Genomic DNA, 24641 nt, shown 5'->3' with positions numbered 1-24641 from the left:
ACACCGCCTCCCGCCGGTCCCCGACCGGCGGGAGGCGGCCCCGCGTCAGGAGGGGGTGCCGGCGGGGATCCGGGGCGGGCCGGGTTCGGTGGCGTGGCGGGTGTGGGCGAGGAGGCGGTCGGCCTCGGCCTGGATGGTGTCCTTGTCGCCGATCTCGGGCTCGGGGACGGCGTCCGGGAGGAGGTCCTCGATCAGGCGCAGCGGGCGGTAGGCGAGGCCGAGCAGGCCCCAGCCGGCGAGGGCGAGGCCGACCAGGACGAGCAGCAGGCCGGCGCCCCGGCCCGGGCCGGCGCCGAGGAGGAGGCCGAGGGAGTCCGCGAGGGCGCCACCGGGCCGCATGAGGGGCTCGAAGACGTGGTCCGACAGCGGGCCCGCGGTGAGGAAGCCGAGCGGCATCATCGACATCGCGAGCATCTGGTTGGTCGCCAGGACGCGGCCCTGGAGCTCCATGCCGACCTTGGTCTGGATCAGCGCCATCCAGTGCGAGTTGAGGATCATCAGCGATCCCCAGAGCACGAACAGCCCGCAGGCCACGAAGACCGGCTGCGGCCGGATGCCGGCCAGCACCGCGGCCGCGCCGACCACCGAGGTGAAGCCGATCATGCCGACGGAGCGGCGCCGGGTGCCGCCCCACAGGGCCATCACCAGGGCGCCGGTCATCGCGCCGACGCCGCCGACGGCGGTGACGACGCCGAGTTCGACCGCCGAGCCGGCGGCCAGCACCATCGGGGTGACCAGCACGGTGACGACCGCGAAGAGGTAGTTGAAGACCACGAAGAAGACCACCATCGCGACCAGGCTGTGCCGCCGGACGATGTACCGCCAGCCGGTGACCACCTCGCGCAGCAGGGGCTCCTCCCGCTTCTCGAACATGGTGTCGGGGAAGCGGACCATCAGCAGCGCGCTCACGCCGACCAGGAAGGTGGCCATGTCGAACAGCACCACCCCGTGCAGTCCGATCAGCGAGACCAGCACGCCGCCGGCCAGCACCGCCATCATGTCGCCCGCGCCGGCGCCGAGTTGCGCCAGTCCGTTGGCCTGGCCGAGGTAGCGCTTGGGGACGAGCTGGGTGATGGCCGCCAGGTAGGCGGGGCGTTGGAAGGCGGTGCAGGTCGAGCCGATGCAGGCGACCAGGTAGACGTGCCAGAGCTGGAGCAGGTCGGTCCAGAGCAGCAGGCCCAGGGAGAGCATGCCGAGGGCGGCGACGGTGTCCGTGACAATCATGATCTTGCGCCGGTCGGTCCGGTCCGCCACGGCGCCGGCGATCGGCAGCAGCAGGACGGCGGGCAGCACCGCCACCACCGAGATCATCGCGAAGTCGAAGGCCGATCCGGTCCGCAGGTAGACCCAGACGCCGAGCGCGAAGGTGGACAGCCCGGTGCCGATCATCGAGACGAACTGGCCAATCGCGACCTTGGCGAAGGTGCCGAGGTCGGGGCGGGCCGACCGGGTGGCCGGGGCCTCGGCCGCGGGCGGCGGCGCGGCCGTCCACCCGGTCAGCACCCGGGCGAGTTCGGCCGCCTGGTGCTTGAGGAAGTAGTGCCCGGCCCGGGGGATCACGGCGAGCGAGACCCGCTCGCCGAAGTGCTCCCACTCGGCGTACCGCTCCTCGTACAGCAGGGTCGCGCGGTCCTTCTCCCCCACCACGCACAGGATCGGGGCCGTGATCGGCGCCGGGCGCCCGTCCCCGTAGGCGCGGGTGTAGAAGTCCTCGGCCTGCCGGACGTCGTGGCGCAGCGCGCGGACCAGGAAGTCCTGCTCGTCCGCGTCGTAGACGTCGGTGAAGCCGCCCATCGCCCGCAGGTAGTCGAGGTAGGAGCGGTTGGAGAGCATCCGGTCCCCGGGCAGCCGCTTGGCCAGCCACTCGGCGAAGCGGCCGGGCAGGCGGGCGGCCGGGAAGGTGCCGCCGAGCACCAGGCCGCGCAGGTCGCCGCCGGCGGCCTCCAGCCGGGAGGCCAGGGCGGTGGCGAGCGCGCCGCCGAGGCAGTGGCCGTAGAGCACCACCGGGCCGTCGATCCGCTCGGTGATCTGCTCGACCAGCAGGTCGGCGAGGCGGTCGAGGTCGGCGAGGTCGTCGTCGGGCCGGCTCGGGTCGTGGCCGGGCAGTTCGACGGCGTACAGCCGGTGGCCGGCCGGCAGTGCGTCCGCCAGGGGCTGGAAGGTGACCGGGCTGCCGCCGCCGTACGGGACGCAGACCACGGTCAGGGCGGCGGGCGCGGTGGAGCGGGTGAGCCGGTGCAGGAGCCGGCGGGGGCCCTCCTGGCCGGTGCCGGTGGCGCGGTCGTCCAGCAGGGCGGCGAGTTCGCGGACGGTGGGCTGCTGGAACAGGTCGATCACCGACAGGCCCCGGGCGAGCAGGCGGACGGTGTGCACGGCGGTGAACGAGTCGCCGCCGAGGGCGAAGAAGTCGTCCTCGGCACCGATCTCCTCGGTCTGCAGGACCTGCCGGAAGGCGTCCGCGACCTGGTGTTCGGTGGGCGTCGCCAGGGCCGCGCCGGCGCCGGCCGGCCGCTGCGGGGCGGCCGGTTCGGGCAGGGCGGCGCGGTCGACCTTGCCGTTGCCGGTGAGCGGCAGGGCGTCCAGCACCACCAGCGCGGCGGGCACCATGTAGTCGGGCAGCCGGGCGCGCAGGGCGGCGCGCAGGGCGGCGGCGTCGACCGGGCCGGCGGCCGGAACGACGTAGCCGACGAGCGCGCGGGCGGCGCCCTCGCCGCGGGTGACGACCACGGCCTCGCGGACCTCCGGGCGGGCCGTCAGTTCCGCCTCGACCTCGCCGATCTCGACCCGGAAGCCGCGGATCTTGACCTGGTGGTCGGCCCGGCCGAGGAACTCGACCGCGCCGTCCGGCCGTCGGCGGACCAGGTCGCCGGTGCGGTAGGCGCGGCCCTGCGGCAGCTCCAGGAACCGTTCGGCGGTCAGGTCGTCGCGGCCGAGGTAGCCGCGGGCCACACCGCCGCCGGAGACGTACAGCTCGCCCGGCACCCCGACCGGGACGGGCCGGCGGCGGCCGTCCAGGACGTGGGCGCCGACGTTGCCGAAGGGGCGGCCGAGTGGCGCGGTGACGGCGTCGCCGAGCTCGGCGGGGACGGCGTCACCGAGCATCGAGACGGTGGTCTCGGTCGGGCCGTAGTGGTTGTGCAGGGTCAGCCCGGGCGCGGCGGCGCGGATCCGGGCCACCAGATCGGGGCGCAGCGGTTCGCCGGCGCAGATCAGCAGCCGGCCGGGCAGCACCTCGGCGAGCCGGTCGCCGTGCGCGGCCAGGCCCTCCAGGTGGCTGGGGACCAGCTTCATCGCGTCGATCCGGTGGGCGGCCAGGTAGCCGGCGAAGGCGTCCGGGTCGGTGGCCTGGTCGCGGGTCAGCAGGTGCAGGCAGCCGCCGCCGGTGAGGGCACCGAAGACGTTGGTGGTGCCGAGGTCGGCGGCGAAGGTGGAGACCAGCGCCCAGTTCCACGGTTCGGCGGGGGTGACCGCGCCGCTGGGGGCGGCGAGCCGCTCGCGCAGTCCGTGCAGGTAGTTGCGGTAGTTGCGGTGCTCGACGGCGACCGCCTTGGGCGCACCGGTGGAGCCGGAGGTGAAGAGCAGGTAGCAGAGGTGCTCGGGGCGGACCTCGACCGCGGGCGGGCCGACGGGCGGACCGGTCGGGACGTCGAGGCCGGGGAGCAGGGCGGTGGGCGCCGCGTCGGCGGTCCTGGGGGCGAGGTCGGCGGTGGTCACCACGGCGGCGGCCGAGGCGGTGGTGAGCAGCGCCCGGATCCGCTCGTCCGGGTAGACCGGGTCGAGCGGGAGGTAGGCGCCGCCGGCCTTGAGGATGCCGAGCATGCCGACCACCAGGGCGGCCGAGCGCTCGACGAACAGGCCGACCGGGCGGTCCGGGCCGACCCCGAGGGCGACCAGCCGGTGCGCCAGCTCGTTCGCCCGGTGGTCGAGTTCGGCGTAGCTGAGCCGGCCGTCGGCGCCGAGCACGGCGGGTGCGTGCGGGGTGCGGCGGGCCTGCTCCTCGATCAGTCCGTGCAGGGTGCCGGTCAGGTCCCAGGTGCGGGCGGTGTCGTCCCAGGCGGCGAGTTGCCGTTCCTCGGCGGCGGTGAGCAGCGGCAGGTCGGCCAGCGGGCGGTCCGGGTCGGCCGCCATGGCGTCGAGCACGGTGGTGAGGTGTCCGAGGGTGCGGCGGACGGTCGGCTCGTCGTAGAGCTCGGTGCGCCAGATCAGGTCGCCGGTGAGCTCGCCGCCGCCGTCCACCACGGCGATCGACAGGTCGAACTTGGCGGTGCCGGTGCCGACGTCCAGCCAGTCGACCTCGACGCCGGGCAGCGCGGGCCGCTCGGCCGCGTCGTTCTGGACGTTCAGCATCACCTGGAAGAGCGGGGTGTGGGCGAGCTCGCGCTCCAGGCCGAGTGCGTCGATCAGCCGCTCGAACGGCAGGTCCTGGTGGGCGAAGGCGCCGAGGGTGCCCTCGCGGACGCGCTCCAGCAGGCCGCGGACGGTGGGGTCGCCGGAGAGGTCGGTGCGCATCGCCAGGGTGTTGACGAAGCAGCCGATCAGCGGCTCGGTCTCGCTGCGGTTCCGCCCGGCGACCGGGCTGCCGACCACCACGTCCTCGGCGCCGGTGTAGCGGGACAGCACGGTCTGCAGGGCGGCGAGCAGCACCATGTAGACCGTCGAGCCGGTCTGCTCGGCGAGGGCCCTGATCCGGCGGGAGCGCTCGATGCCCAGGGCGAGGGCGATCCGCTCGCCGCGGCTGCCGGCCACGGCCGGCCGGGGCCGGTCGGCCGGCACCGTGACGGTGGCGGTGGCGCCGCGCAGCCGCTCCTGCCACCAGGACTGCTGACGGGTCAGCTCCTCGGCGAGGACGGTCTGCTGCCAGTGCGCGACGTCGGCGTACTGGACGGGCAGCGGCGCGGCCTCGGGGGCCTGGCCGGCGAGGCGGGCGGTGTAGGCCTCGGCGAGGTCGCGCCAGAGCACGCCGATCGACCAGCCGTCGGCGGCTATGTGGTGCAGCACCAGGCTGAGCACGCTGCCGCCGTCGCCGGTGCGCAGCAGTGCGGCCCGGACCGGGAGGTCTGCGGCGAGGTCGAAGGGCCGCCGGGCCTCGTCCGCGAGCCAGGCGTCGGCCTCGGCGGCGGGGAGGTCGAGGGTGGTCAGCGCGAACCGCTCGGCGCCGTGCAGCTCGGGCCGGACGCGGCCGTCCGCGGACGGGTACACGGTGCGCAGCACCTCGTGCCGCCGGACCAGGTCGGTCAGCGCGGCGGCGAGGGCGGCGGTGTCCGGCTCGCCGGAGATCCGCAGCGCGAGCGGGATGTTGTACGCGCCGCTGTCCGGCTCGTACTGCGCCAGGAACCACATCCGGCGCTGGGCGAAGGACAGCGTGGCGGCGGCGCCGTCCGGCCGGGGCGTGATGCCGCGGTGGGCGGCCTTGGCCGCCCGGGCCCTGGCGAGGCGCTGCCGGAGCAGTTCCTGCCGGCCGGCGGCGGCGGGGACGGCGGTGCTCTCGTCGACGGTCATCGGGTCTCCCCCGCGGTCTGCAGGTCGGCGTCGAGCTCGCCGAGCAGGAGGTCCTCGATCCGGCGGGCCATCGCGGCCAGCGTCCTGGACTCGAAGACCGCGCGCAGCGGCAGCTCGGTCTCGAAGGTGTCGCGGACCCGGGCGACCAGGCGGATCGCGGGCAGCGAGTGCCCGCCGAGCGCGAAGAAGTCGTCGGACCGGGCGATCTCGGTCAGGCCTAGGACCTCCTGCCAGAGCTCGGCGAGCAGCTCCTCGCAGTCGCCCTCGGGCGGTGCGCCGGCGCCGCCGAACCGCGGTTCCGGCAGGGCCGCGTAGTCCACCTTGCCGGCCGGGGTGAGCGGGAGCGCCTCCAGCGGCATCACGACGGCGGGTACCAGGTGGTCGGGCAGGTGCGCGGCGAGCGCGGTGCGCAGCTCCTCGCCGGTTCTGCCGTCCGTGACCACGTGGGCGGCCAGGACGGGCCCGGCCGGCCCGTTGCGCAGGCCCACGGCCGCGGCGGTGACGCCGGGGAGCCCGGTCAGCGCGGCCTCGACCTCGCCCGGCTCGATCCGGAAGCCGCGCAGCTTGACCTGGCGGTCGGCGCGGCCGAGGTAGTCCAGGCGGCCGTCGCGCCGCCGGCTGGCGAGGTCGCCGGTGCGGTACATCGGCGCGCCGTCCGGCCCGCCGGGCTCGGGGACGAACCGCTCGGCGGTCAGCTCGGGACGGCCGTGGTAGCCGAGGGCCACGCCGGCGCCGGCGATGCACAGTTCGCCCACGCCGTTGGGAGGTACGGGGTGCCCGGCCGGGTCCAGCAGGTGCAGGCGGGTGTGCGCGATCGGGGCGCCGAGCGGCACCACGGCGTCGCGGGCGGCCAGGTGGGCGTCCACCCGCTGGGCCGTCGACCAGACGGTGGTCTCGGTCGGGCCGTACAGGTTCCACAGTTCGCGGCAGCGGCGGAGCAGGGAGCGGGCGAGGTCGCCGGTGAGGGCCTCGCCGCCGCACAGGGCCAGCAGGCCGGCGCGGCCGGGCCAGTCGGCCTCCAACAGGAGCCGCCAGGTGGCCGGGGTGGCCTGCAGCACCGTCACCCCGCGTCGCTCCAGCCAGTCGGCGAGGGCGCGGCCGTCGGTGGCGGTGGCCCGGTCGGCGATCTCGACCCGGGCGCCGAGCAGCAGGGGCAGCCACAGCTCCAGGCCGGCGATGTCGAAGGTGACGGTGGTGACGGCGGCGACCACGTCCCGGTCGGTGATCCCGGGCTCGCGGGCCATCGACCGCAGGAAGTTGACGATCGCGCGGTGCGGGACCGAGACGCCCTTGGGCCGGCCGGTGGAGCCCGAGGTGTAGAGCAGGTAGGCCGGGTCCTCCGGTCCTGCCACGGCCCCCGGGTCAGCGGCCGGGGGAGCGTCCTGCGGGTCGTCCACCAGGACCACGGGCCGGCCGTCGAACAGCTCGTCGGCGGCGGTCTCCACCTCGCCGACCAGCAGACCGGCACCGGCGTCGGCGAGCACCGCCCGGTTGCGGGCGACCGGCTGGTCGGGGTCGAGCGGCAGGTAGGCGGCGCCGCTGCGCAGCACGCCGAGCAGCGCGGCGGGCAGCAGTCGCCCGCGCCGCACGGCGACCGCGACCAGGGTGCCGGGGGCGGCTCCCCCGACCCGCAGCCGGCGGGCCAACCGGTCGGCCGCAGCGTCGAGTTCGGCGTAGCTCAGGGTGCCGTCGGCGGCCGCGACGGCGATCGCGTCCGGGGTCCGGGCGGCCTGGGCCGCGACCAGCTCGGGCAGGGTCGGCTCCGGCGCGGGGGGCTCGCCCGGTTCGGGGACGGCGGCCCGCCGTTCGGCCTCGGAGAGCATCGCGAGTTCGGCGATCGGGCGGTCGGGCTCGGCCACCGCGTGCGCGACCAGGGTCAGCAGGTGGTCGACGGCCGCCAGGACGGAGGGCTCGTCGTACCGGCTCGTGCGGTACTCGGCGGACAGCAGCGGCCCGTCGGCCGGGAACTCCAGGAACAGCGAGAGGTCGGTCTTGGCCGTGCCGTTGCAGACCTCCGCCACGAAGTCCAGCTTCAGGTCGCCGAGTTCGGCGCCGGCGGCGGGGTGGTTCTGGACCGCCAGCATGATCTGGGCGAACGGGGTGGCGGTGAGCCCCCGCGCGGCGTCGGCGTAGTGGACCTGCTCGCCGGCGGGGTGTCCGCAGTGGTCGGCGGCGTCGAGCACCACCGGCCGTACCCGGCGGACGAGTTGCCGGAACGACTCGGTGCCGCGGACGTCGAGGCGCAGCGCCACGGTGTTGGTGAGCGGGCCGAGCACCTGTTCCAGCTCGGGCAGCGGGCGGACCGCGAACGGCGTCAGCACGGCGACGTCGGTGCGCCCGGTGTAGCGGTGCACGACGGCGCCGAGCGCCGCCAGCAGCGTCATGTACAGGCTGGCGCCCTCCTCGGCGCCCCAGCGTTCGACCGTCTTCAGCAGCTCGGGATCGAGCCGACGGGCCGTCCGGACGCCGGTCGCGTCGTGCGGGTCGGGGTGCGGGCGGTCGCCGGGCAGGTGCTGGTCGGCGTCGAGTCCGGCGAGGCGGCCGGCCCAGCGCCGGGCCTCGGGGCGGCCGGCGGTGACGACCCGCTCCTCCCAGTGGGCGACGTCGGAGAACTGGAGCTCCGGGTCGCGGGCCAGGCCCTGGTAGGCGCGGCCGAGTTCGGCCAGCAGGACGCCGTTGGACCAGCCGTCCACGGCCGCGTGGTGCACGGTGAGCAGCAGTTCGTGGTGGTGCTCGCCGATCCGCAGGGCCAGGGCGCGCAGCAGCCTGCCCTGGGCCAGGTCGATCGGGCGGGCGGCCTCGGCGCGCAGCGCGGTCTCGATCCGGGCCTCGTCCGCGCCGGGCAGGTCGAGCACCGGGACGTCGACCCGGTAGGCCGGGCGGATCTCGACGGAGAGCTCGCCGTCGCGGCCGGCCAGGGCGGTGCGCAGCACCTCGTGCCGGCTCACCAGGTCGGTGAGTGCGCGGGCGAGACGTTCCGGGTCCAGCGGGCCGGTGGCGCGGATCCGCAGCGGCACGTTGTAGAGGGCGGTGCCGCTCAGCACCGACTCGTGCAGCCAGAGCTCGCGTTGGAAGGAGGTGGCGCGGGCGGGCCGGCCGCTCTCGCGGCGCGGCGGCTCGGCGGGCGGCTGCCCGCCGGCGCCGTTGGCGACCCGGACGGCGAGGGCCGCGACGGTGGGGGCGGCGAAGAACTCGCCGAGCGGGACGCGGACCTGGAACTCGCGCTCGATCCGGGCCAGGACGGACAGCGCGAGCAGCGAGTGGCCGCCCAGGTCGAGGAAGACGTCGTGCACCCCGACCTGCGGGACGCCGAGCACCGACCGCCACAGCTCGGCGATCCGGGTCTCGGTCGGTGTGCGGGGGGCGACGTAGTGCTCCTGGGCGGTGCGGGCGCGGGCGGCGACGGGCATGGCCCGGCGGTCGGCCTTGCCGTTGGGGGTGAGCGGGAAGCGTTCGAGCAGTTCGATGGCGGCGGGCACCATGTAGCCGGGCAGCGCGGCGGCGCAGCGCTCGCGCAGGGCGGCGACGGCGGGTTCGGCGCCCTGGTCCGGCTGGACGAACGCGGCGAGGTAGTCGCCGGCCTCGTCCCGCTGGACGACGGCCACGGCCGCCTGGACGCCGGGGTGGCCGGAGAGCACGGCCTCGATCTCGGCGAGTTCGACCCGGAAGCCGCGGACCTTGACCTGGTGGTCGGTACGGCCGTGGGACTCCAGGTTGCCGTCGGGGCGCAGCCGGACCAGGTCGCCGGTGCGGTAGCAGCGCCGCCCGTCGATCGTGACGAAGCTCTGCTCGGTGAGGTCGGGGCGGCCGTGGTAGCCGCGGGCCAGCCCGTCACCGGCCAGGTAGAGCTCGCCGATACCGCCGGGTGCGACGGGCCGGCGGTGCTCGTCCAGGATGAGGCCGGTGGTGCCGGGCAGGAAGTGGCCGAGCAGCGGTTCGAAGGTCTGGTCGCGGCCGACCGGCCACCAGGTGGAGTAGACGGTGTCCTCGGTGGGTCCGTACAGGTTGTACAGGCGCTGGACCTGAGGTTGGGCGTAGACCTGGTCCGCGAGGCGGCGGGACATCGGCTCGCCGGCGGTGTTCACCACCCGGACGTTGGGGGGCAGGCCGCGGCCGCCGCGCAGCAGGGCGCCCATCGCGCTGGGCACGGTGTTGACCAGGGTGACCTCGTCCCGGGCGGGCAGGTCGGGCAGGGCCAGGACGTTCTGGGCCAGCACCACCGTGCCGCCGACCGAGAGCGGCAGGAAGATCTCGTACACGGAGAGGTCGAAGCAGATCGAGGTGCCGAACAGCACCCCGGCGACGTCCTGCGGGCCGAGCAGCCCGGCGGCCCAGCGGAGCAGCGCGTTGACGCCGTGCTGGGTGACCGCGACGCCCTTGGGGCGGCCGGTGGAGCCGGAGGTGTACAGCACGTTGGCCAGTGCGTCGGGGCCCGGGTCGGGGAACTCGGTGACGGCGGGGGCGTGCCGGGCCCCGTCGATGTGGAGCAGCTTGGCTCCGGCCGTGGCGAGCAGGTGTTCACGGGCGCTGTCGGTGATCACCACCGGGGCCTCGGCGTCGCCGATCACCAGTTCCAGCCGGTCCCGCGGGTAGGCCGGGTCCAGCGGTACGTACGCTCCGCCCGCCCGGAGCACCGCCAGGACGGCGACCACCAGGTCGGACGTTCGGGGCAGACAGACTCCCACCAGGGTCTCGGCCCGTACGCCGGCGTCGGCCAAGGCGGACGCCAGCTGCTGCACGGCCGACCAGAGCTCGCGGTAGGTCAGGCGGCTCCCGCCGTCGATCAGCGCGGTGCGGTCGGGTGTGCGACGGACCTGCGCCTCGACCAGGTCGGCCAGCGGTGCGGCCGGGTCGAGCGGAGGAAGTCCGATGGAACTCATCAACTCTCCTGAGGTGTGGCCCTGTTCCGGCTTGTGGCCGAGGAATCGGGGCGGTGCGCCATGGGAGATGGTGGGGGAAAGTCCTGGAGATGACCAGTACATTGCCGACACACGTTCGATATGCCGGAAAGGTCACTCCCCTGAGCGGGTCATTGTGACGTGTCCACGGTCATTTTTGACGATTCATCAGCACCTCCCGCGACCGCCGCCCGGTCCGCCGCCAACGAGGCATTGAGCCGCGCGATCAGGGTCTGGAAGTTGACCGCGTCATGGTCGGTGAGCTGTTCGCGCGCAGGCTGGGAATGAGGCATGGCGAGGAGACTAGGGCGGCGCCGTCAACACCCGATAAACGAAAGCGTTCCACTAAATGGCATGGCCGCAACAAGCAGACGGAACCATGACGGTCCGTCCATTCTCTTGAATGGCAGCGGAGTTACCGGGTCACGATCGTTGACAGTCACCGCGGTTGCCGATCTAATGCGGTCGGGCCTCCGCCCGGGGCCGAACACAGCGAGAGCGCAGGTGGCCATGAGCACGGACAGCGATCCGCTCGCCCTGAGCATCTCCCGGGCCAAGGCCCTGTACGACCGGGATCCGACCTGCCGGTCCCTGGGGATCTCGCTCGGCGCCGTCGGACCCGGCCGGGCCGTGGTCCGGCTCCGGCTGACCGACACCATGGTCAACGGACACGGGATCGCGCACGGCGGCTTCGTCTTCCTGCTGGCCGACGCCGCGTTCTCGTTCGCCTGCAACACCCACGGGCCGGTCACCGTCGCCCAGGGCGCGCAGGTCAGCTTCCTGCGGCCGGCCGCCGTCGGGGACGAGCTGACGGCCGAGGCGGTCGAGCGCACCCGGGCCGGCCGGCACGGGGTCTACGACGTCACCGTCCGGCAGGCCGACGGCACGGTGGTCGCGGAGTTCCGCGGCCAGAGCGTGATGCTCTCCGGAGAGTTCCGCTCCGGCTGACCCGGCCGCGCCCGCCCCGCCCGGCCGCGCCCACTCAGCCGGACCGCCGCGGCCAGCGGGGCGAACGCCCGAGCGCCGCCAGCAGCCGGTCCAGCTCCGTCGCGCCCACCGGCACCGCGGCCGGCGGGCGGAACCCCGCCCCCGGCCGCAGCCGCCGCGGCCCGTCCGGCACCTCCCGCTCCGCGATCACGGCGACCTCCCGCACCAGTTCGGGTTCGAAGTCGACCGGGTGCCCGAGCGCCGCGGCGACGTCCCAGCTGTGCACCAGGTAGTCCAGCAGGTGGAAGGAGACCGCCTGCCGGGCCGGGAAGGTCACCGTGTCCTTGATCCGGGGCAGCCAGAACTCCCCTTCCAGCACCCCGGGTTCACCGAAGGCGGCGACCACGCGCGCCGCGGACGCCCGGTAGTCGGCCCGCAGGCCCGCCCCGGAGGCCCGGAACTCCCACGGGGTGCGGTCCTCCCGCTCCCCCTCCGCCGCCGCCGCGAACCCGAGGTTCTCGGCGGTCATGTGCTCCACCAGCTGCCGCAGGTCCCACTGGGCACAGGGGGTCGGCAGCTCCCACTGGTCGTCCCGGACCAGGTCGACGGCGCGGACGCTGTGCCGCAGCGCCAGCCGGTGGAGTTCGAGCATCGCTCAGGCCTTTCTGCCGTACCGGTCCGCCCACCAGCGGCGGCCGGACTCGGGGAGGGTGGAGATCGGGTCGTAGCTCGGGTACCGGCGCTCCAGCGCGTCGTCCGCGCCGGTGGCGGCCCGGGCCTCGGGCTCGGTCCGGTAGTTCTTGGTCCAGTACGAGATGCCGCGCTCGCGGTCGTAGTCCACCACCTGGTGCACCCAGCGCTTGCCCACGTCGGGCACGTCGTTGACGATCCGGGGAGTGGCGTAGCCGGGCAGGTAGCCCATGATCCCCTCCTGCAGCCGCTGCGCCTCGTGGACGGCGACCCGCCAGTGCTCGGCGTTGGGGATCATGTCGCACAGGTAGAAGTAGTACGGCAGGATGCCGGCCTCGCCCTGGAGCGCGAAGCAGAGGTCGAGCAGGTCCCCCACCGAGGCGTTCACCCCGCGCATCAGCACGCCCTGGTTGCGGACGTCACGCACCCCGGCGTCGAGCATCGCCCGGGCCGCCTCGGCGACCAGCGGGGTCACCGACTGGACGTGGTTGGCGTGGGTGTGCACCGCCAGGTTGACACCCCGGCGGGCCGCGACCGAGGCCACCCGGGCCATCCCCCCGACCACCTCGGGCTGCAGCCAGTGCTGCGGCAGGCCGACCAGCGCCTTGGTGGCGAGCCGGATGTCGCGGACCGAGGAGAGTTCCAGCAGCCGCATCAGGAAGCTCTCCAGCTGCCGCCAGGGCACGTTGGCGACGTCGCCTCCGGAGACCACCACGTCCCGCACGTGCGGCATCCGCTTGAGGTAGTCCAGCATCTGCTCCCGGCGGTCGGCCGGCCGCAGGATCAGCCGGGCCTTGGCGACCTGCGGGGTCGAGTTGCCGACCAGGTCCATCCGGGTGCAGTGCCCGCAGTACTGCGGGCAGGTGGAGACCAGCTCGGCGAGCACCTTGGTGGGGTAGCGGTGGGTGAGGCCCTCCACCACCCACATGTCGGCCTCGTGCAGCGAGTCCCGCTCGGCCAGCGGGTGGCTGGGCCAGTCCGGGTCGCGGTCGGCCCGGACCGGCAGCAGGTAGCGCCGGACGGGGTCGGCCAGGAACGCCTCGGTGTAGGCCCGCGGTTCGGTCCGGGCGGCGGGTGCCACGGTGTTCAGCATCTGCGGCGGGACCAGCATCGACATGGTGGCGAACCGGCGCCGGTCCGCGGCCAGTTCCTCGTAGAACGGGTCGGTCAGCAGATCGCCGACGACGGCCCGCAGCTGCGCGGGGTTCTTGACGCAGTGCGCCCGCTGCCACTGGGCGTCGCGCCACTGGGCCACGGTGACGTCGCGCCAGCCCGGCAGCCGGCGCCAGTCCGGTTCGGCCAGAGGGGTCCGGACGTACTGGTACGGCTGCCGGGCGGTGTGGTCGGTCATCGGTCCGGGCTGTCCGGACCGCCGGCGAACAGGGTGGCGAAGCGGGTACGCAGCTCGCGCTTGAGCACCTTGCCGGTGGGCCCGAGCGGGAAGTCGGCGGGCTCGCGGGCGATGCTCACCGCGGCGAGGCCGGGCAGGCCGGCCGCGCCGAGCGCCTTGCCGGCCGCAGCCCGGACGGTCTCCGCGTCGGCGCCCTCCGCGTCGGCCTGCAACCGGACCACGGCGATGGGAAGTTGGCCCGATCCGTCCGGGCCGGGGACACCGACCACCGAGCAGTCCTGCACCAGGTCGGCGCAGTCGGCGAGCAGCACCTCCTCGACCGGCAGGCTGTACAGCGGGCCGTCCACGGTGTCGATCACGTCGACGGTCCGGTCCAGGTGGTAGAACCGGCCCTCGGCGTCCCGGCGGGCCACGTCCCCGGTGAGCCAGTAGCCGGCCAGCTCGAAGCTGCTGGTCAGACGGGGATTGTTCCAGTACCCGGGGGTACGGGAGGGGGTGACGACACCGAGCAGGCCGACCTCGCCGTCCGGCAGCTCGGTGCCGTCCTCGGCCAGGACGGCGGCCTTCCGCACCACCTCCAGCGGCTTGCCGACACAGCGGTCGTTGCGCTCGGTCTCCGGTGAGGTGACCTGGCCGAACAGCGCCATGCCCATCTCGGAGGAGCCCAGCCCGTCGACGAACTGCGAGCCGGGCAGGGCCGGTTGCTCGGCCCGCTCCTGCGGCAGCAGCCAGGGCCTGATCAGTCCGGCCGGCCGCTCGCCGAGCTGGACGAGCCGCCGGATGTGCCCGTGGTGCGCGGAGTCCCCGGTGTTGAACCAGGAGTGCACCCTGGCCGCTCCGGCGACCGGGAGTTCACCGGTCGCCAGCTCGACGAAGGTCCGCGGGAAGGACGCCACCATGGTCGGCCGGAACGCCTCCATCACCGGCTCCACCACGGCCCGCCGCCAGTCGCCCATCACCACGGTCGGCAGGCCGAGCAGCGTGGCGGTGAGGAAGTAGCTCAGGCCGCCCGCGTGGGTGTGCGGCATCAGCGACATCAGCCGGTCGTACGGCTCCGCCGGGAAGCGCACCATCCGGGGCTGCTTCCCGTCCCAGAACTGGCGGTGCGCGAGCATCGTCGACTTCGGGGTGCCGGTGGTGCCGGAGGAGTGGATCAGCGCCACCACGTCGTCGGCGGCGTGCCGGTACGGGTACTCCTCGGGCAGTGCGACGGACTCCGCGTCGAACGCCTGGACCTCGGCGGCGAGCGCGACGAACCGGGGGCGGCGCTGCGGGTCGGCCCGGTAGGCGGCGGCGAGCCGGGTCGGGTCGTCGGCGACGATGCCGACCACACCGACGTGGTCGAGGTAGCGGACCATGACGTCCGGCCGCATCGCGTCGTTGACCAGGGCCGGCACCGCGCCGAGCGCGGTGAGCGCGAGGAAGTGCAGCAGCGGTTCGAGGCCCTCGGCGACGACGATGCCCACCGGTTCGCCGGGCCTGACCCCGTTCGCCCGGTACCACTTGGCGTACCTGTCCCGCAGCGCGGCCAGGTCGAGCAGGCTGTGGCCGCGCAGCACCACCTGGCCGCGGTGGTCGGTGTGGTGGCCGAAGGCGAACGGGACGGCCCGGTTCGGGTTCACCGCGAGGGCGTGGTCCAGGAAGTTGCCGGCGCCCAGGCCGGGTTCGTCCATCAGCTGCCGTCGGGCGGCGAGCGGGGCTATCGAGCTGGCTTCGTGCATCGTGATCTCCCAACAGTACGGAAGCTGGACGGAGTTCAGAGCAGGTACGGTTTCAGGGCCGGGCCCGGGGCGGCGCGAGGAGCTCGGCCGCCACCCGGTGGCCGGAGCGGACGGCGCCCTCCATCAGGCCGAAGAACTCGGTGCCGGTCTCGGTGCCGGCCCAGTGCACCCGGCCGTGCGGGGCCGCCAGCCCCGGGCCGAGTGCCGTCCAGTCGCCCGGGCCGAGCAGCGCCGCGTAACAGCCGCGGCTGTACTCCTCGTTGACCCAGTCGGTGACGTGACAGGCGAGCGGCGGCGGCAGCTGCGGGAACAGCCGGCCCGCCTGGGCGACGGCCTCCGCGCGCTGCCGGTCGAGGGTGAGCGCGGCGAAGCGGTGGGCCTCGGCCCCGGTGACGAAGCCGGTGAGCACGCCCGCACCGCCGTCCGGCGGCGAGTCGTCGACGGTCGACAGCAGCGGGCCCTCGGCGTTGACCGACCAGCCGGACAGGCCGTGCGCCCGCCAGTAGGGCTCCGGGTACACCAGTTGCACCTTGACCGCGCAGCCGCGGGCCGTCCGTTCGCTGCTGCGGCGGGCCGCGAGCGCCGGCCGGTGCTCGATCGCGTCGGCGAGCAGCGGCGGCAGCGCCACCACGGCCACGTCGGCGCGGGTGGCCCCGCTCGCGGAGTGCACGGTGACGCCCGCCGGATCCTGGTGGACGGCCCGGACGGGCTCGGACAGCCGCACCCGGTCGCCCAGCCGCTCGGCGATCCGCTCGCAGAGCAGGTGCGCCCCGCCGGCCACCCGGTCCTGCTGGGCACCGCCCTCGAAGGCGTTGAGATAGCGGACACCGCCGCCGGAGCGGAGGTAGAAGGCCATGTGCAGGACGGACACCTCGGCCGGGTCGGCCGCCATCATCTCGCCGAGGAACAGTGGGAAGAACAGCCGGGCGTCCGGGTGGGTGAGGTGCTGCGCGGCCCAGTCGGCGGCCGTGAGGGTGTCCAGCCGGGCGGCGTCCGGGGTGAGCCAGGGGGCGTCCACCCGGACGGCGGCGGTGAGTTCGTCGAGCAGGTCGAACATCCCGCCCAGGGCGACGGCGCTCAGCGGCGGGAAGCGCCCGGCCCGGGTGCCGTCGGCCTCGGCGCCGAGCGCGAAGCGGCTGTCCCCGACCAGCTCGGTCGGGGCGGTCTTCAGCCCGTACTCCTCGATCAGCGCGAGCAGCCCGGTGTGCCGCTCCCCCAGGTACGCGGCGCCGGCGTCCACCCAGCTGCCGGGCGCGACCTCGACCCCCCGGATCCGGCCGCCGACCCGGTCGCGGGCCTCCAGGACGGTGACCTCCGCACCGCCGGCCGCCAGGTCGGCGGCGGCGGTGAGCCCGGCCAGGCCGGCCCCGACCACGACCACGCGCATCAGGCGGTACCTGCGACCCTCTTGACCAGCGCCTCGGGAGTCGGGGCGGCCAGGAAGTCCTCGAAGGACAGCTCCGCACCGGACTCCCGGGCGACCGCGCTGAGCACCCGGGTGGCGATCAGCGAGTCGCCGCCGAGCGCGAAGAAGTCCGAGTCCGCGGTGATCCCGTCGGTCTCCAGGACGCGGGAGAAGATCGCGATTACCGTGTCAACACTCATCGAAGCCCTCCTTGACCTCGTGCCCGGTCCGGGCGCGGGTGTCGTCCTGCGGCTGCCGTCGCTGCCGCTCCTGCTCGTACCGGCGGTGCGAGCCCGCCCGGTCGATCTTTCCGCTGGCGGTGTACGCGAGCCGGGGAACGACCGTGATCCGCCCGGGCACCAGGTGGGCCGGCACCCGGTCCGCCAGGTGGCCGCGGAGGGCGGCGGACAGGGCGGCCGGGTCGGTGCGCGGGGCCGGGACGACGTAGGCGACCAGCGTGGTGCGGCCGGCCAGCGTGACTCCGGCGACCGCCGCGGCCTCGACCCCGGTGTGTCCGAGCAGGTGGGCCTCGACCTCGGCCGGGTCCACCCGGATGCCGCGCACCTTCAGCTCGTCGTCGAGCCGGCCGTGGTGCAGGAGCATCCCGTCCGGCGCGCGCTCGACCCGGTCGCCGGTCCGGAACCAGCGCTCCTCGCCGGTGCCGAACCTGGCCTCGGTGGCCTCCGGCAGACCGCGGTAGCCCAGCGCGAGCGCCGGGCCGCCGATCATCAACTCGCCGTCCTCACCGATGCGTTCGAGGACGTGCGGGAGCGGCAGGCCGATCGGCACCCGGGCGCTCTCGCGCCAGGGCCGCTCGAACCGGGCGGCGCGCGGGCCGTGCAGGTCGACGGCGTGCGTGATGAGGGTGGTCTCGGTGCTGCCGTACGTGTTGACCAGCCGGATGTCGGCGGTGGCCAGCTCGCACCAGTCGGCCAGCCGGGCGGGGCTCGCCGCCTCGCCGCCGATGACCACCAGGCGGACGCCGGGCGGCAGCGCGAGGCCGTCCTCCGTCAGGTGGCGGACCAGTTCGTGCCAGTAGGCGGTCGGGAGGTCCAGGACGGTGATCCGCTCGCGCTCCACCATCCGCAGGAAGCGCGGGAAGGAGCCCGTGTAGGCCTCGTCGTCGAAGACCAGCGAGGCGCCTGCGGTGAGGGCGGGCAGGATCTCTTCGAAACAGGTGTCCCAGTTCAGCGAGGCGAACTGCAGCACCCGGTCGGTCGGGCGCAGGTCGAACAGCTCGCGGAGCGCGTGGACCACGGTGGCGATCGCCCGGCGCGGGGTGACCACCGGCTTCGGGCCGCCGGTGGAGCCGGAGGTGAAGAGCAGGTAGGCCGGGCTCTCGGCGACGACCGGATCCGCCGGACCGGCGGGGCTCAGCAGGTCGGTGAAGTCGACCGGCACGACGCCCGGTTTCGCGGGCAGGATCGATTCTGCGTCGACCACGCTCCGGCAGCCCGCCGCGGCGACCATCGCCCGCTGCCGTTCGGCCGGAAAGGCCGGATCGATCGGGCAGTACGTCCCGCCCGCCGCCAGCACACCGAGCAGCTCCGCCACCACGCCGGGAGAGCGGGAAGTTCGGACACCAACCACTCCCGGCCGGCACCCCAGCCGCAATGCCGACTCCCCGACCAGCTCGTTGAGCCGCCGATAGCTCAGCGGGCGCCCATTGTGGACCACCGCCGTCCGCCCGGAATGGCTCTCGGCAATTTGCGTGAACGCGTCAATCAGGTCCAAGGCGACCGGACCGACACCACGAGTCCCTAAAATGACCGCTCCCCTACCGATCCGTACCGCGCCCCATTGCGCCCCGGCAATTCATGGACTGTACCGGCGGGATGGGGCGCCCACAACGGTTTGCAAGTTGCCAATCCACACGTGAATTCACCTGCGGCGCAAGGGTCCTGAGCGAATTGGCGAACGGTGCGACGCCACTCTCTGACGCTACGTCACATCCGCAGGTCCGGCGCTCCGGCGGGCGTGATCCCGGCAAACTCCCCGGGTAAAGACGGCGCTACCGGATACACCCGGCAACTCGCCTTACCGCCGTCGCGGTTCGGCGCACCGCCGCGCCCTGCGCCGGAGGCGGTACGACAGGGGAGACGCGCCCCGCGGGGCCGGACCGGGCCCGGACAGCGAAGCGCCCCGCCCCCGGGGCCGGGGACGGGGCGCTCGCACGGGCGGTCGGGTCAGGCGGCGGCCGACTCGACCGGCGCGGCCGGGCGCGGCCCGGTGCTGCCGGCCGGCCACAGGAAGAGGAACAGGGTGGGCACCAGGTACGCCACCCAGACCACCACCTGGAACACCGAGGGGTCGGGCTGGAAGTTGAGGACGCCCTTGAGCAGCGTGCCGTACCAGCTGTCCTTGGGGATGGTGGAGCTGATGTCGAAGGCCAGGCTGTGCAGCCCCGGCAGCCAGCCGGCCTCCTGCAGGTCGTGGACGCCGTAGGCCAGCACGCCGGCCGCGACGACGACCAGCATCGCGCCCGTCCAGGTGAAGAACCTGGCCAGGTTGATCTTCAGCGCACCGCGGTAGAACAGCCAGCCCAGCACCACCGAGGTGAGCAGGCCCAGCAGCGCGCCGACCAGCGGGCGGACGCCGTCGCTGGTGGCCTGGACGGCCGTCCAGATGAACAGCGCGGTCTCCAGGCCCTCCCGGCCGACCGCCAGGAACGCGGTGGTCACCAGGGCGAAGGTGCCCATGGCGAGGGCCGCGTCCAGCTTGCCGTGCAGCTCGCTCTTCAGGTGCCGGGCGGTACGGCGCATCCAGAAGACCATCCAGGTGACCAGCCCGACCGCGATGATCGACAGCGAGCCGCCGAGGGCCTCCTGGGCCTCGAAGGTCATCTGGGTCGAGCCGTACTGCAGCACCGCGCCGAACGCCATGCTCAGCAGCACGGCCGCGGCGATGCCGGTCCAGACCGGGGTGAGCCGGTCGCGGCGGCCGGTCTTGACCAGGTAGGCGATCAGGATGCAGACGACGAGGCTGGCTTCGAGGCCCTCGCGCAGGCCGATCAGGTAGTTGCCGAACACGGCGCTCTCCTCGGGGGGTTGTACGGGGCGGGGGTCAGCCGAACAGGGCCTGGCCCCACCACTCGCCGGGCTTGCGGATTCCGGGCGGGCAGGCGAAGTGCGCCGAACCGACGTGCTGGATGTACTCGTTCAGCGCGTCGGACGCGGCCAGCCGCTGCTGCAGCGGCACGAACGCCTTGCGGGTGTCACGCTGGTACGCGAGGAAGAACAGGCCCGCCTCCAGCCGGCCCAGACCGTCCGTGCCGTCCGTGAACGAGAAACCGCGGCGCAGGATCATCAGGCCGTCGTTGCTGTCCGGGTGGGCGAGGCGCACGTGGGAGTCCTCGGGCATCGCCTTCAGGTCCGGGGTGTCCCGCTCCTGCTGCTTCCCGAACGGGGCACCCTCGCGCTTGGTGCGCCCGAAGATGTCCTCCTGCTCCTTGAGCGGCGTGCGGTCCCAGGTCTCGATGTGCATCCGGATGCGGCGCGCCACCAGGTACGAGCCCCCGGTCATCCACTCCGGGCCCTCGCCGCCGGCGACCCAGACGTGCTTGCCCAGCGCGTCGGCGTCCGTCCCGGAGATGTTGTGGGTGCCGTCCTTGAAGCCCATCAGGTTGCGCGGGGTCTGCGCGTCCGGGGTGGTCGAGGAGGTCTTGCCGAAACCGAGCTGGGACCAGCGGACGTTGACCACGCCCATGCCGATCCGGGCCAGGTTGCGGATCGCGTGCACCGCGACCTGCGGGTCGTCCGCGCAGGCCTGGACGCAGATGTCACCGCCGCTGCGGTTCGGGTCCAGGTTGTCGTGCGGGAACTTCGGCAGGTCGATCAGGGCCTCCGGGCGCCTGGCCTTCAGGCCGAACCGGTCCACGCCGTCCTTCTCGAACAGGCTGGGGCCGAAGCCGATGGTCAGGGTCAGCCGGGAGGACGGCAGGCCGAGCGCCTCGCCGGTGTCGTCCGGCGGCGCCTCGGCCAGACCGGTCGCCCCGGTGCCGACCTCACGCCCGCCGGTCATCGCGGCGGCCGCCTTGGTCCACTCCTTGAGCATCTTCACCAGCGCGTCGCGGTTGCCCGTGACGACGTCGAACGCCGCGAAGTGCAGCCGGTCCTGGACGGCCGTGGCGATACCGGCCTGGTGCTCGCCGAAGAACGGGATGTCGGCGGTCGGCGCGGCCGCCGGGGCCGCCTCGCCGCCCGCACCGGCGGCGACGGCCACCGAGCCGGCGGCCGCGGCGCCCAGCGCCACTCCGGCGCCGGCCCAGCCGATGACGGCGCGTCGGCTCACCGACCCACGCGGCTCACCGCTCGGCGCGGTGGGCTGCCCGGGCTCGAAGTCGCCGGTGGTCTCGGTGTTCATCAGGGGTCCTTCGCGACGAGGGGGTGGGGGCACGGCTGCCGTGACGGCCCGAGGGCCGCCACGGCAGGGTGGCTGGCGGGGTCGGGTCAGCTGACGACGACTGCGGCGGCGAGCTTGGAGAGCGGCTCGGCCAGCGCGTTCACCGAGTCGGCGAAGGTCTTGCGCTCGGCCTCGGTGACCTTGTCGTACGAGGTGTAGATCTCACCCTGCTTGTACTTGGCGAGCAGGGTCTGGATCGCGGCGAACTCGGTGTCCAGGGTCTTCGCGAGCTCGGCGTCCTTCTCCGCGGCCACCGGCTTCAGCAGGTCGTACGCCTTCTTGGCGCCCTCGACGTTGGCGGCGAAGTCCGACAGGTCGGTGTGGCTGTAGCGGTCCTCCTCGCCGGTGACCTTGCCGGTGGCGACCTCGTCCAGCAGCTCCTTGGCGCCGTTGGCCATGCTGGTGGCGGTGATCTCCGCCGTCGGGATCTTCTTCTGCCAGTCCTTCAGGTCGGCGACCAGCTGGTCGGCGAGCTTCTTGTCGGCGTCGGTGATCGCGTTGTCCGCCCAGAGGGACTTCTCCAGCTTGTGCCAGCCCGTCCACTCCTGGCCGGGCTCCAGGCCGTCCTCACGGGTGTCGGTCTTCGGGTCGACGTCGCCGAAGCTCTCGGCGACCGGCTCGGTGCGCTCCCAGCCGACCCGCGAGGCGGCGAACAGGCCCTTGGCCTTCTCGATGTCACCGGCGTTGATCGCGGCGGCGAACTGCTCGACCACCGGGATCGTCGCGTCGGCCTGCTCCTGCGCGTACTTGTGGTACGCCGCGACGGCGTCCTGCAGACGGCTGTCGGCCTTGGCGGTGGCACCGCCGTCACCGGTCACGGTGATCTTCTGGCGGATGCCGTCACCGGTCATGCCCGGCTTGCAGGCGACCTCGTAGCTGCCCGCCTTGATCTCGGCCGCGATGTCGACGTGGGTGCCCGGGCCGATGTTCTCCCGCTCGGTGACGATCTTGTCGCCGGCGGCGTAGACGTAGACCTCGGTCGGCTTGGAGCCCTTGTTGTGCACGGACAGCTTGACCTGGCCGCTCGGGAAGGTGGTCTTCGACAGCTCGCAGGCCGTGTCGGAGGCGTTCACCTGGATCGCGTCCGAGGAGGCCGCGTCGTCCTTCTTCGAGCAGCCGGCGAGGGCGGCGCCGACCACGGCGATGGAGAGCAGCGTGACTGCGGCGGAACGGCGACGGGCGGACATGAGAACTCCACTGACGAGGGTCGACAGGCTTGGCATGTACAGGGCAGCAAAAAGGACGGCCGGGCAGGTGCTCGACCCCCCGGCCGTCCAGTTAGCTGAGGCATACCTTAGAAGCAGCTCAACGCGCCGTCCACACCGCCCCCGACCTCCGGCCGGGGTTTTACCAATTCGTGGCCGGGCGGGACGCGGCCCGGCGGGGCGCGGAGCACGGGGGCCGAAGTGCCCTGCCGCGCCCAACGGTTGTGCCGCCTGGGCGCCATGACGGTGCGCCACCGCACGGGACGGGCAGATCGGGCAGGTCCACCGCCGCACCGGCACGCTGCGACCGGCGTCACAGCCCGGTTCGCGCCGCCACCCCTAGGGTTGGGCGCGGTGTTCGGGTTCGGGCTCGACGGAGGAGGCACGGTGGCAGCGCGTGAGCTGATCGGGCGGATCGTGGACGCGGGCAGCTTCGTCTGCTGGGACGAGCCGCTCGGCGCGCCACCCGAGGACCCCGGCTACCGGGCGGCGCTCGCCCGGGCCCGGGAACGGGCCGGCGGGCTGGACGAGGCCGTCACCACCGGCCGGGCCCTGTTGGCGGGGCGTCCGGTGGCGCTGGTGGCCTCGGAGTTCGCCTTCCTGGGCGGCTCGATCGGGGTCGCCACGGCGGAGCGGATCACCCGCGCCGTCGAGCGGGCCACCTCCGAACGGCTGCCGCTGATCGCCCTGCCGGTCTCCGGCGGGACGCGGATGCAGGAGGGCGCCGCGGCGTTCCTGTGCATGGTGCGGGTCACCGCCGCCGTGCAGGCCCACCAGGCCGCCGGCCTGCCGTACCTCAGCTACCTGCGCAACCCCACGATGGGCGGGGTCTTCGCCTCCTGGGGCACGCTGGGCCACCTGGTGCTCGCCGAACCGGGCGCCCGGCTCGGCTTCCTCGGCCCCCGCGTGTACGAGCAGCTGCGCGGCGAACCGCTCCCCCCGGACGTCCAGCTGGCCGAGACGCTGGCCGCCCGCGGGCTGCTGGACGCCGTGGTGCCGCAGGAGCACCTGCGCGAGGTGCTGCGGCGGGCCCTGGACGTGCTGGCGCAACCGCCGGCCGCCGAAGCGGTACCGCCGGGTCCGGCGCCCCGGGCCCAGGCGCCGGACCCGTGGGACGCCGTCCGCCGCACCCGCCGCCCGGACCGCCCCGGCGCCCGGCAGCTGCTGGACCGCGCCGCCGAGGGCCTGCTCTCGCTGGACGGTGAGGGCGCGCTCGTCCGGGCCCTGGTCAGGTTCGACGGCCGGCCCGCCGTGGTGGTCGGTCAGCAGCGCCAGGAAGGCACCGGCGCGCGGCCGTTCACGGCGGCCGACCTCCGGCTGGTGCGGCGCTCCGCGCGGATGGCCGAGCAGCTCGGACTTCCACTGGTGACGCTGGTGGACACCGCGGGCGCCGAACTCTCCGCCGAGGCCGAGCTGGACGGCATCGCGATCGAGATCGCCCGCTGCCTGACCACCCTGGTCGCCCTGCGCACGCCCGTCCTCGCCGTCCTGCTGGGCCAGGGTTCCGGCGGCGGCGCGCTCGCGCTGCTGCCCGCCGACCGGGTGCTGGCCGCCGAGCACGCCTGGCTCGCCCCGCTGCCGCCCGAGGGCGCGTCCGCGATCGTCCACCGCGACGGCGACCACGCCGCCGAGCTGGCCCGCTCCCAGGGCATCGGCGCCGCCGACCTCGCCGCCGTCGGCCTGGTCGACGAGGTGGTCGCCGAACTGCCGGACGCCGCCGAGGAGCCCGCCGCCTTCTGCGCCCGCGTCGGCCACGCCGTCGCCGCCGCCCTCACCGACCTGACCGCCGTCCCCGCCCCCGAGCGCCTCGCGGCCCGCGCCCTGCGCCACCGCCGGCTCGGCTCCCCGCGGTAGCCGTGTCAGTGGAGCGTCGGGTCACCCGAACCGTCACGGGCGGCGCCCCGTGGCGGCGTCTGCGGTACCGCCGTCCGGCTCCGCCACTGCACGTAGTCGGCGAGGGCGAGGTTGACCGCGTCGCTCGTCGAGGCCGTTCCCATCCTCCGCATCACCTCGGCCAGGACCTCGTCGTCGGCCTCGATGCCGATCGTGCTCACTGCGGCGCCCCCGGTTGGCGAGATGGCCGATGGATCCGGATGTCCCCACCGTACCGGGGTGCGCTCGCCCTGATCGGCAGCAACGGCCTGGGCGGGCGGTCAGACCGAGGCGTAGGCGACGCAGATCACCAGCCAGAGGCCGAGCCCGCCGGTCACTCCCGCCGCGATCCGGCTGCGGCGGGTCCTCGGCCGCTCCGGGCGCAGGAGTTGGCGGCCGCCGTAGAGCAGGCCCGGCAGGGTGAGCCCGGCGGCGGTCAGGGTGGCCGGGGGGCTGTGCCGGTACGCGAGCTGCACACCGACGAGGACGGCCGCCAGGGAGGCCGTGGCGAGGACGCCGAGCACCGCGCCGCCCACCAGCTCGACGGCCGTCTCCCCCACGAGCCTGCCGAGCCCGCGCGCGAGCCCGGCCGCACAGCCGATCTGGCCGCCCGGGACGGGTGTCGGCTCGCCCGGGCCCGGCGGGCGGTCCTGTTCCAAGGTCATGGCGCAC

Annotated in this window: 16 protein-coding genes; 2 read left to right on the top strand and 14 right to left on the bottom strand. The window is 74.4% G+C overall.

Features of this window, described 5'->3' with window-relative positions:
• Positions 1-45: 45 nt before the first annotated feature.
• The 3 genes from OG871_RS30320 to OG871_RS30310 form a co-directional block, all read right to left on the bottom strand.
• Positions 46-5499, bottom strand: a complete 5454-nt coding sequence (locus OG871_RS30320) for an amino acid adenylation domain-containing protein (protein WP_371501177.1) — start codon at positions 5497-5499, stop codon at positions 46-48.
• On the bottom strand, positions 5496-10379 hold the full coding sequence (locus OG871_RS30315; RefSeq protein WP_371501176.1) for an amino acid adenylation domain-containing protein: 4884 nt from the start codon (positions 10377-10379) through the stop codon (positions 5496-5498). The genes OG871_RS30320 and OG871_RS30315 overlap by 4 nt, the downstream gene beginning before the upstream one ends.
• A gap of 149 nt (positions 10380-10528) precedes the next feature.
• Positions 10529-10690, bottom strand: coding sequence for a hypothetical protein (locus OG871_RS30310; RefSeq protein WP_371501175.1), 162 nt, complete (start codon positions 10688-10690; stop codon positions 10529-10531).
• Positions 10691-10907: 217 nt separating this feature from the next.
• Between OG871_RS30310 and paaI the strand changes: the two genes are divergently transcribed.
• On the top strand, positions 10908-11345 hold the full coding sequence (gene paaI, locus OG871_RS30305; protein ID WP_371501174.1) for a hydroxyphenylacetyl-CoA thioesterase PaaI: 438 nt from the start codon (positions 10908-10910) through the stop codon (positions 11343-11345).
• 34 nt (positions 11346-11379) lie between these two features.
• On the opposite strand, the gene OG871_RS30300 is transcribed toward paaI, so the two are convergent.
• From OG871_RS30300 to efeO, 9 genes are all read right to left on the bottom strand, one after another.
• Positions 11380-11976, bottom strand: coding sequence for a TIGR03086 family metal-binding protein (locus OG871_RS30300; protein WP_371501173.1), 597 nt, complete (start codon positions 11974-11976; stop codon positions 11380-11382).
• Positions 11977-11979: 3 nt separating this feature from the next.
• Positions 11980-13365, bottom strand: a complete 1386-nt coding sequence (locus OG871_RS30295; protein ID WP_371501172.1) for a KamA family radical SAM protein — start codon at positions 13363-13365, stop codon at positions 11980-11982.
• On the bottom strand, positions 13362-15086 hold the full coding sequence (locus OG871_RS30290; RefSeq protein ID WP_371501171.1) for a class I adenylate-forming enzyme family protein: 1725 nt from the start codon (positions 15084-15086) through the stop codon (positions 13362-13364). Before OG871_RS30290 ends, OG871_RS30295 begins: the two co-directional genes overlap by 4 nt.
• Before the next feature lie 52 nt (positions 15087-15138).
• Positions 15139-16473 (bottom strand): flavin monoamine oxidase family protein, encoded by a 1335-nt coding sequence (locus OG871_RS30285; RefSeq protein WP_371501170.1) that lies wholly within the window; start codon positions 16471-16473, stop codon positions 15139-15141.
• A complete protein-coding gene (locus OG871_RS30280; RefSeq protein WP_371501169.1) occupies positions 16473-16691 on the bottom strand; it encodes a phosphopantetheine-binding protein in 219 nt (72 codons plus the stop codon). The genes OG871_RS30285 and OG871_RS30280 overlap by 1 nt, the downstream gene beginning before the upstream one ends.
• A complete protein-coding gene (locus tag OG871_RS30275) occupies positions 16681-18225 on the bottom strand; it encodes an amino acid adenylation domain-containing protein (RefSeq protein ID WP_371501168.1) in 1545 nt (514 codons plus the stop codon). Before OG871_RS30275 ends, OG871_RS30280 begins: the two co-directional genes overlap by 11 nt.
• Before the next feature lie 452 nt (positions 18226-18677).
• Positions 18678-19520, bottom strand: a complete 843-nt coding sequence (efeU, locus tag OG871_RS30270; RefSeq protein WP_371501167.1) for an iron uptake transporter permease EfeU — start codon at positions 19518-19520, stop codon at positions 18678-18680.
• 34 nt (positions 19521-19554) lie between these two features.
• On the bottom strand, positions 19555-20853 hold the full coding sequence (gene efeB, locus OG871_RS30265) for an iron uptake transporter deferrochelatase/peroxidase subunit (protein WP_371501166.1): 1299 nt from the start codon (positions 20851-20853) through the stop codon (positions 19555-19557).
• 86 nt (positions 20854-20939) lie between these two features.
• Positions 20940-22079 (bottom strand): iron uptake system protein EfeO, encoded by a 1140-nt coding sequence (gene efeO, locus OG871_RS30260; protein ID WP_371501165.1) that lies wholly within the window; start codon positions 22077-22079, stop codon positions 20940-20942.
• A gap of 405 nt (positions 22080-22484) precedes the next feature.
• Between efeO and OG871_RS30255 the strand changes: the two genes are divergently transcribed.
• Complete coding sequence (locus OG871_RS30255) at positions 22485-23951, top strand: carboxyl transferase domain-containing protein (RefSeq protein WP_371501164.1); 1467 nt, start codon at positions 22485-22487, stop codon at positions 23949-23951.
• A gap of 5 nt (positions 23952-23956) precedes the next feature.
• On the opposite strand, the gene OG871_RS30250 is transcribed toward OG871_RS30255, so the two are convergent.
• Both OG871_RS30250 and OG871_RS30245 read right to left on the bottom strand, forming a co-directional pair.
• A complete protein-coding gene (locus OG871_RS30250; protein WP_371501163.1) occupies positions 23957-24151 on the bottom strand; it encodes a type II toxin-antitoxin system VapB family antitoxin in 195 nt (64 codons plus the stop codon).
• Between the two features lie 99 nt (positions 24152-24250).
• Entirely contained in the window at positions 24251-24634 is a 384-nt protein-coding gene (locus OG871_RS30245; protein ID WP_371501162.1) for a hypothetical protein, read from the bottom strand.
• Positions 24635-24641 lie beyond the last annotated feature (7 nt).

It is taken from the genome of Kitasatospora sp. NBC_00374 (assembly GCF_041434935.1).
In the GTDB taxonomy this organism is placed as follows: domain Bacteria; phylum Actinomycetota; class Actinomycetes; order Streptomycetales; family Streptomycetaceae; genus Kitasatospora.
The sequence above is the reverse complement of the archived record's forward strand: the minus strand, read 5'-3'. Positions and strand labels throughout refer to the sequence as shown.

What these genes read in the sequence shown, in the direction of transcription:
- OG871_RS30320 (WP_371501177.1), bottom strand. Translation starts at nt 5,499, where the DNA reads ATGACCGTCGACGAGAGCACCGCCGTCCCCGCCGCCGCCGGCCGGCAG.
- OG871_RS30315 (WP_371501176.1), bottom strand. Translation starts at nt 10,379, where the DNA reads ATGAGTTCCATCGGACTTCCTCCGCTCGACCCGGCCGCACCGCTGGCC.
- OG871_RS30310 (WP_371501175.1), bottom strand. Translation starts at nt 10,690, where the DNA reads ATGCCTCATTCCCAGCCTGCGCGCGAACAGCTCACCGACCATGACGCG.
- paaI (WP_371501174.1), top strand. Translation starts at nt 10,908, where the DNA reads ATGAGCACGGACAGCGATCCGCTCGCCCTGAGCATCTCCCGGGCCAAG.
- OG871_RS30300 (WP_371501173.1), bottom strand. Translation starts at nt 11,976, where the DNA reads ATGCTCGAACTCCACCGGCTGGCGCTGCGGCACAGCGTCCGCGCCGTC.
- OG871_RS30295 (WP_371501172.1), bottom strand. Translation starts at nt 13,365, where the DNA reads ATGACCGACCACACCGCCCGGCAGCCGTACCAGTACGTCCGGACCCCT.
- OG871_RS30290 (WP_371501171.1), bottom strand. Translation starts at nt 15,086, where the DNA reads ATGCACGAAGCCAGCTCGATAGCCCCGCTCGCCGCCCGACGGCAGCTG.
- OG871_RS30285 (WP_371501170.1), bottom strand. Translation starts at nt 16,473, where the DNA reads ATGCGCGTGGTCGTGGTCGGGGCCGGCCTGGCCGGGCTCACCGCCGCC.
- OG871_RS30280 (WP_371501169.1), bottom strand. Translation starts at nt 16,691, where the DNA reads ATGAGTGTTGACACGGTAATCGCGATCTTCTCCCGCGTCCTGGAGACC.
- efeB (WP_371501166.1), bottom strand. Translation starts at nt 20,853, where the DNA reads ATGAACACCGAGACCACCGGCGACTTCGAGCCCGGGCAGCCCACCGCG.
- efeO (WP_371501165.1), bottom strand. Translation starts at nt 22,079, where the DNA reads ATGTCCGCCCGTCGCCGTTCCGCCGCAGTCACGCTGCTCTCCATCGCC.
- OG871_RS30245 (WP_371501162.1), bottom strand. Translation starts at nt 24,634, where the DNA reads ATGACCTTGGAACAGGACCGCCCGCCGGGCCCGGGCGAGCCGACACCC.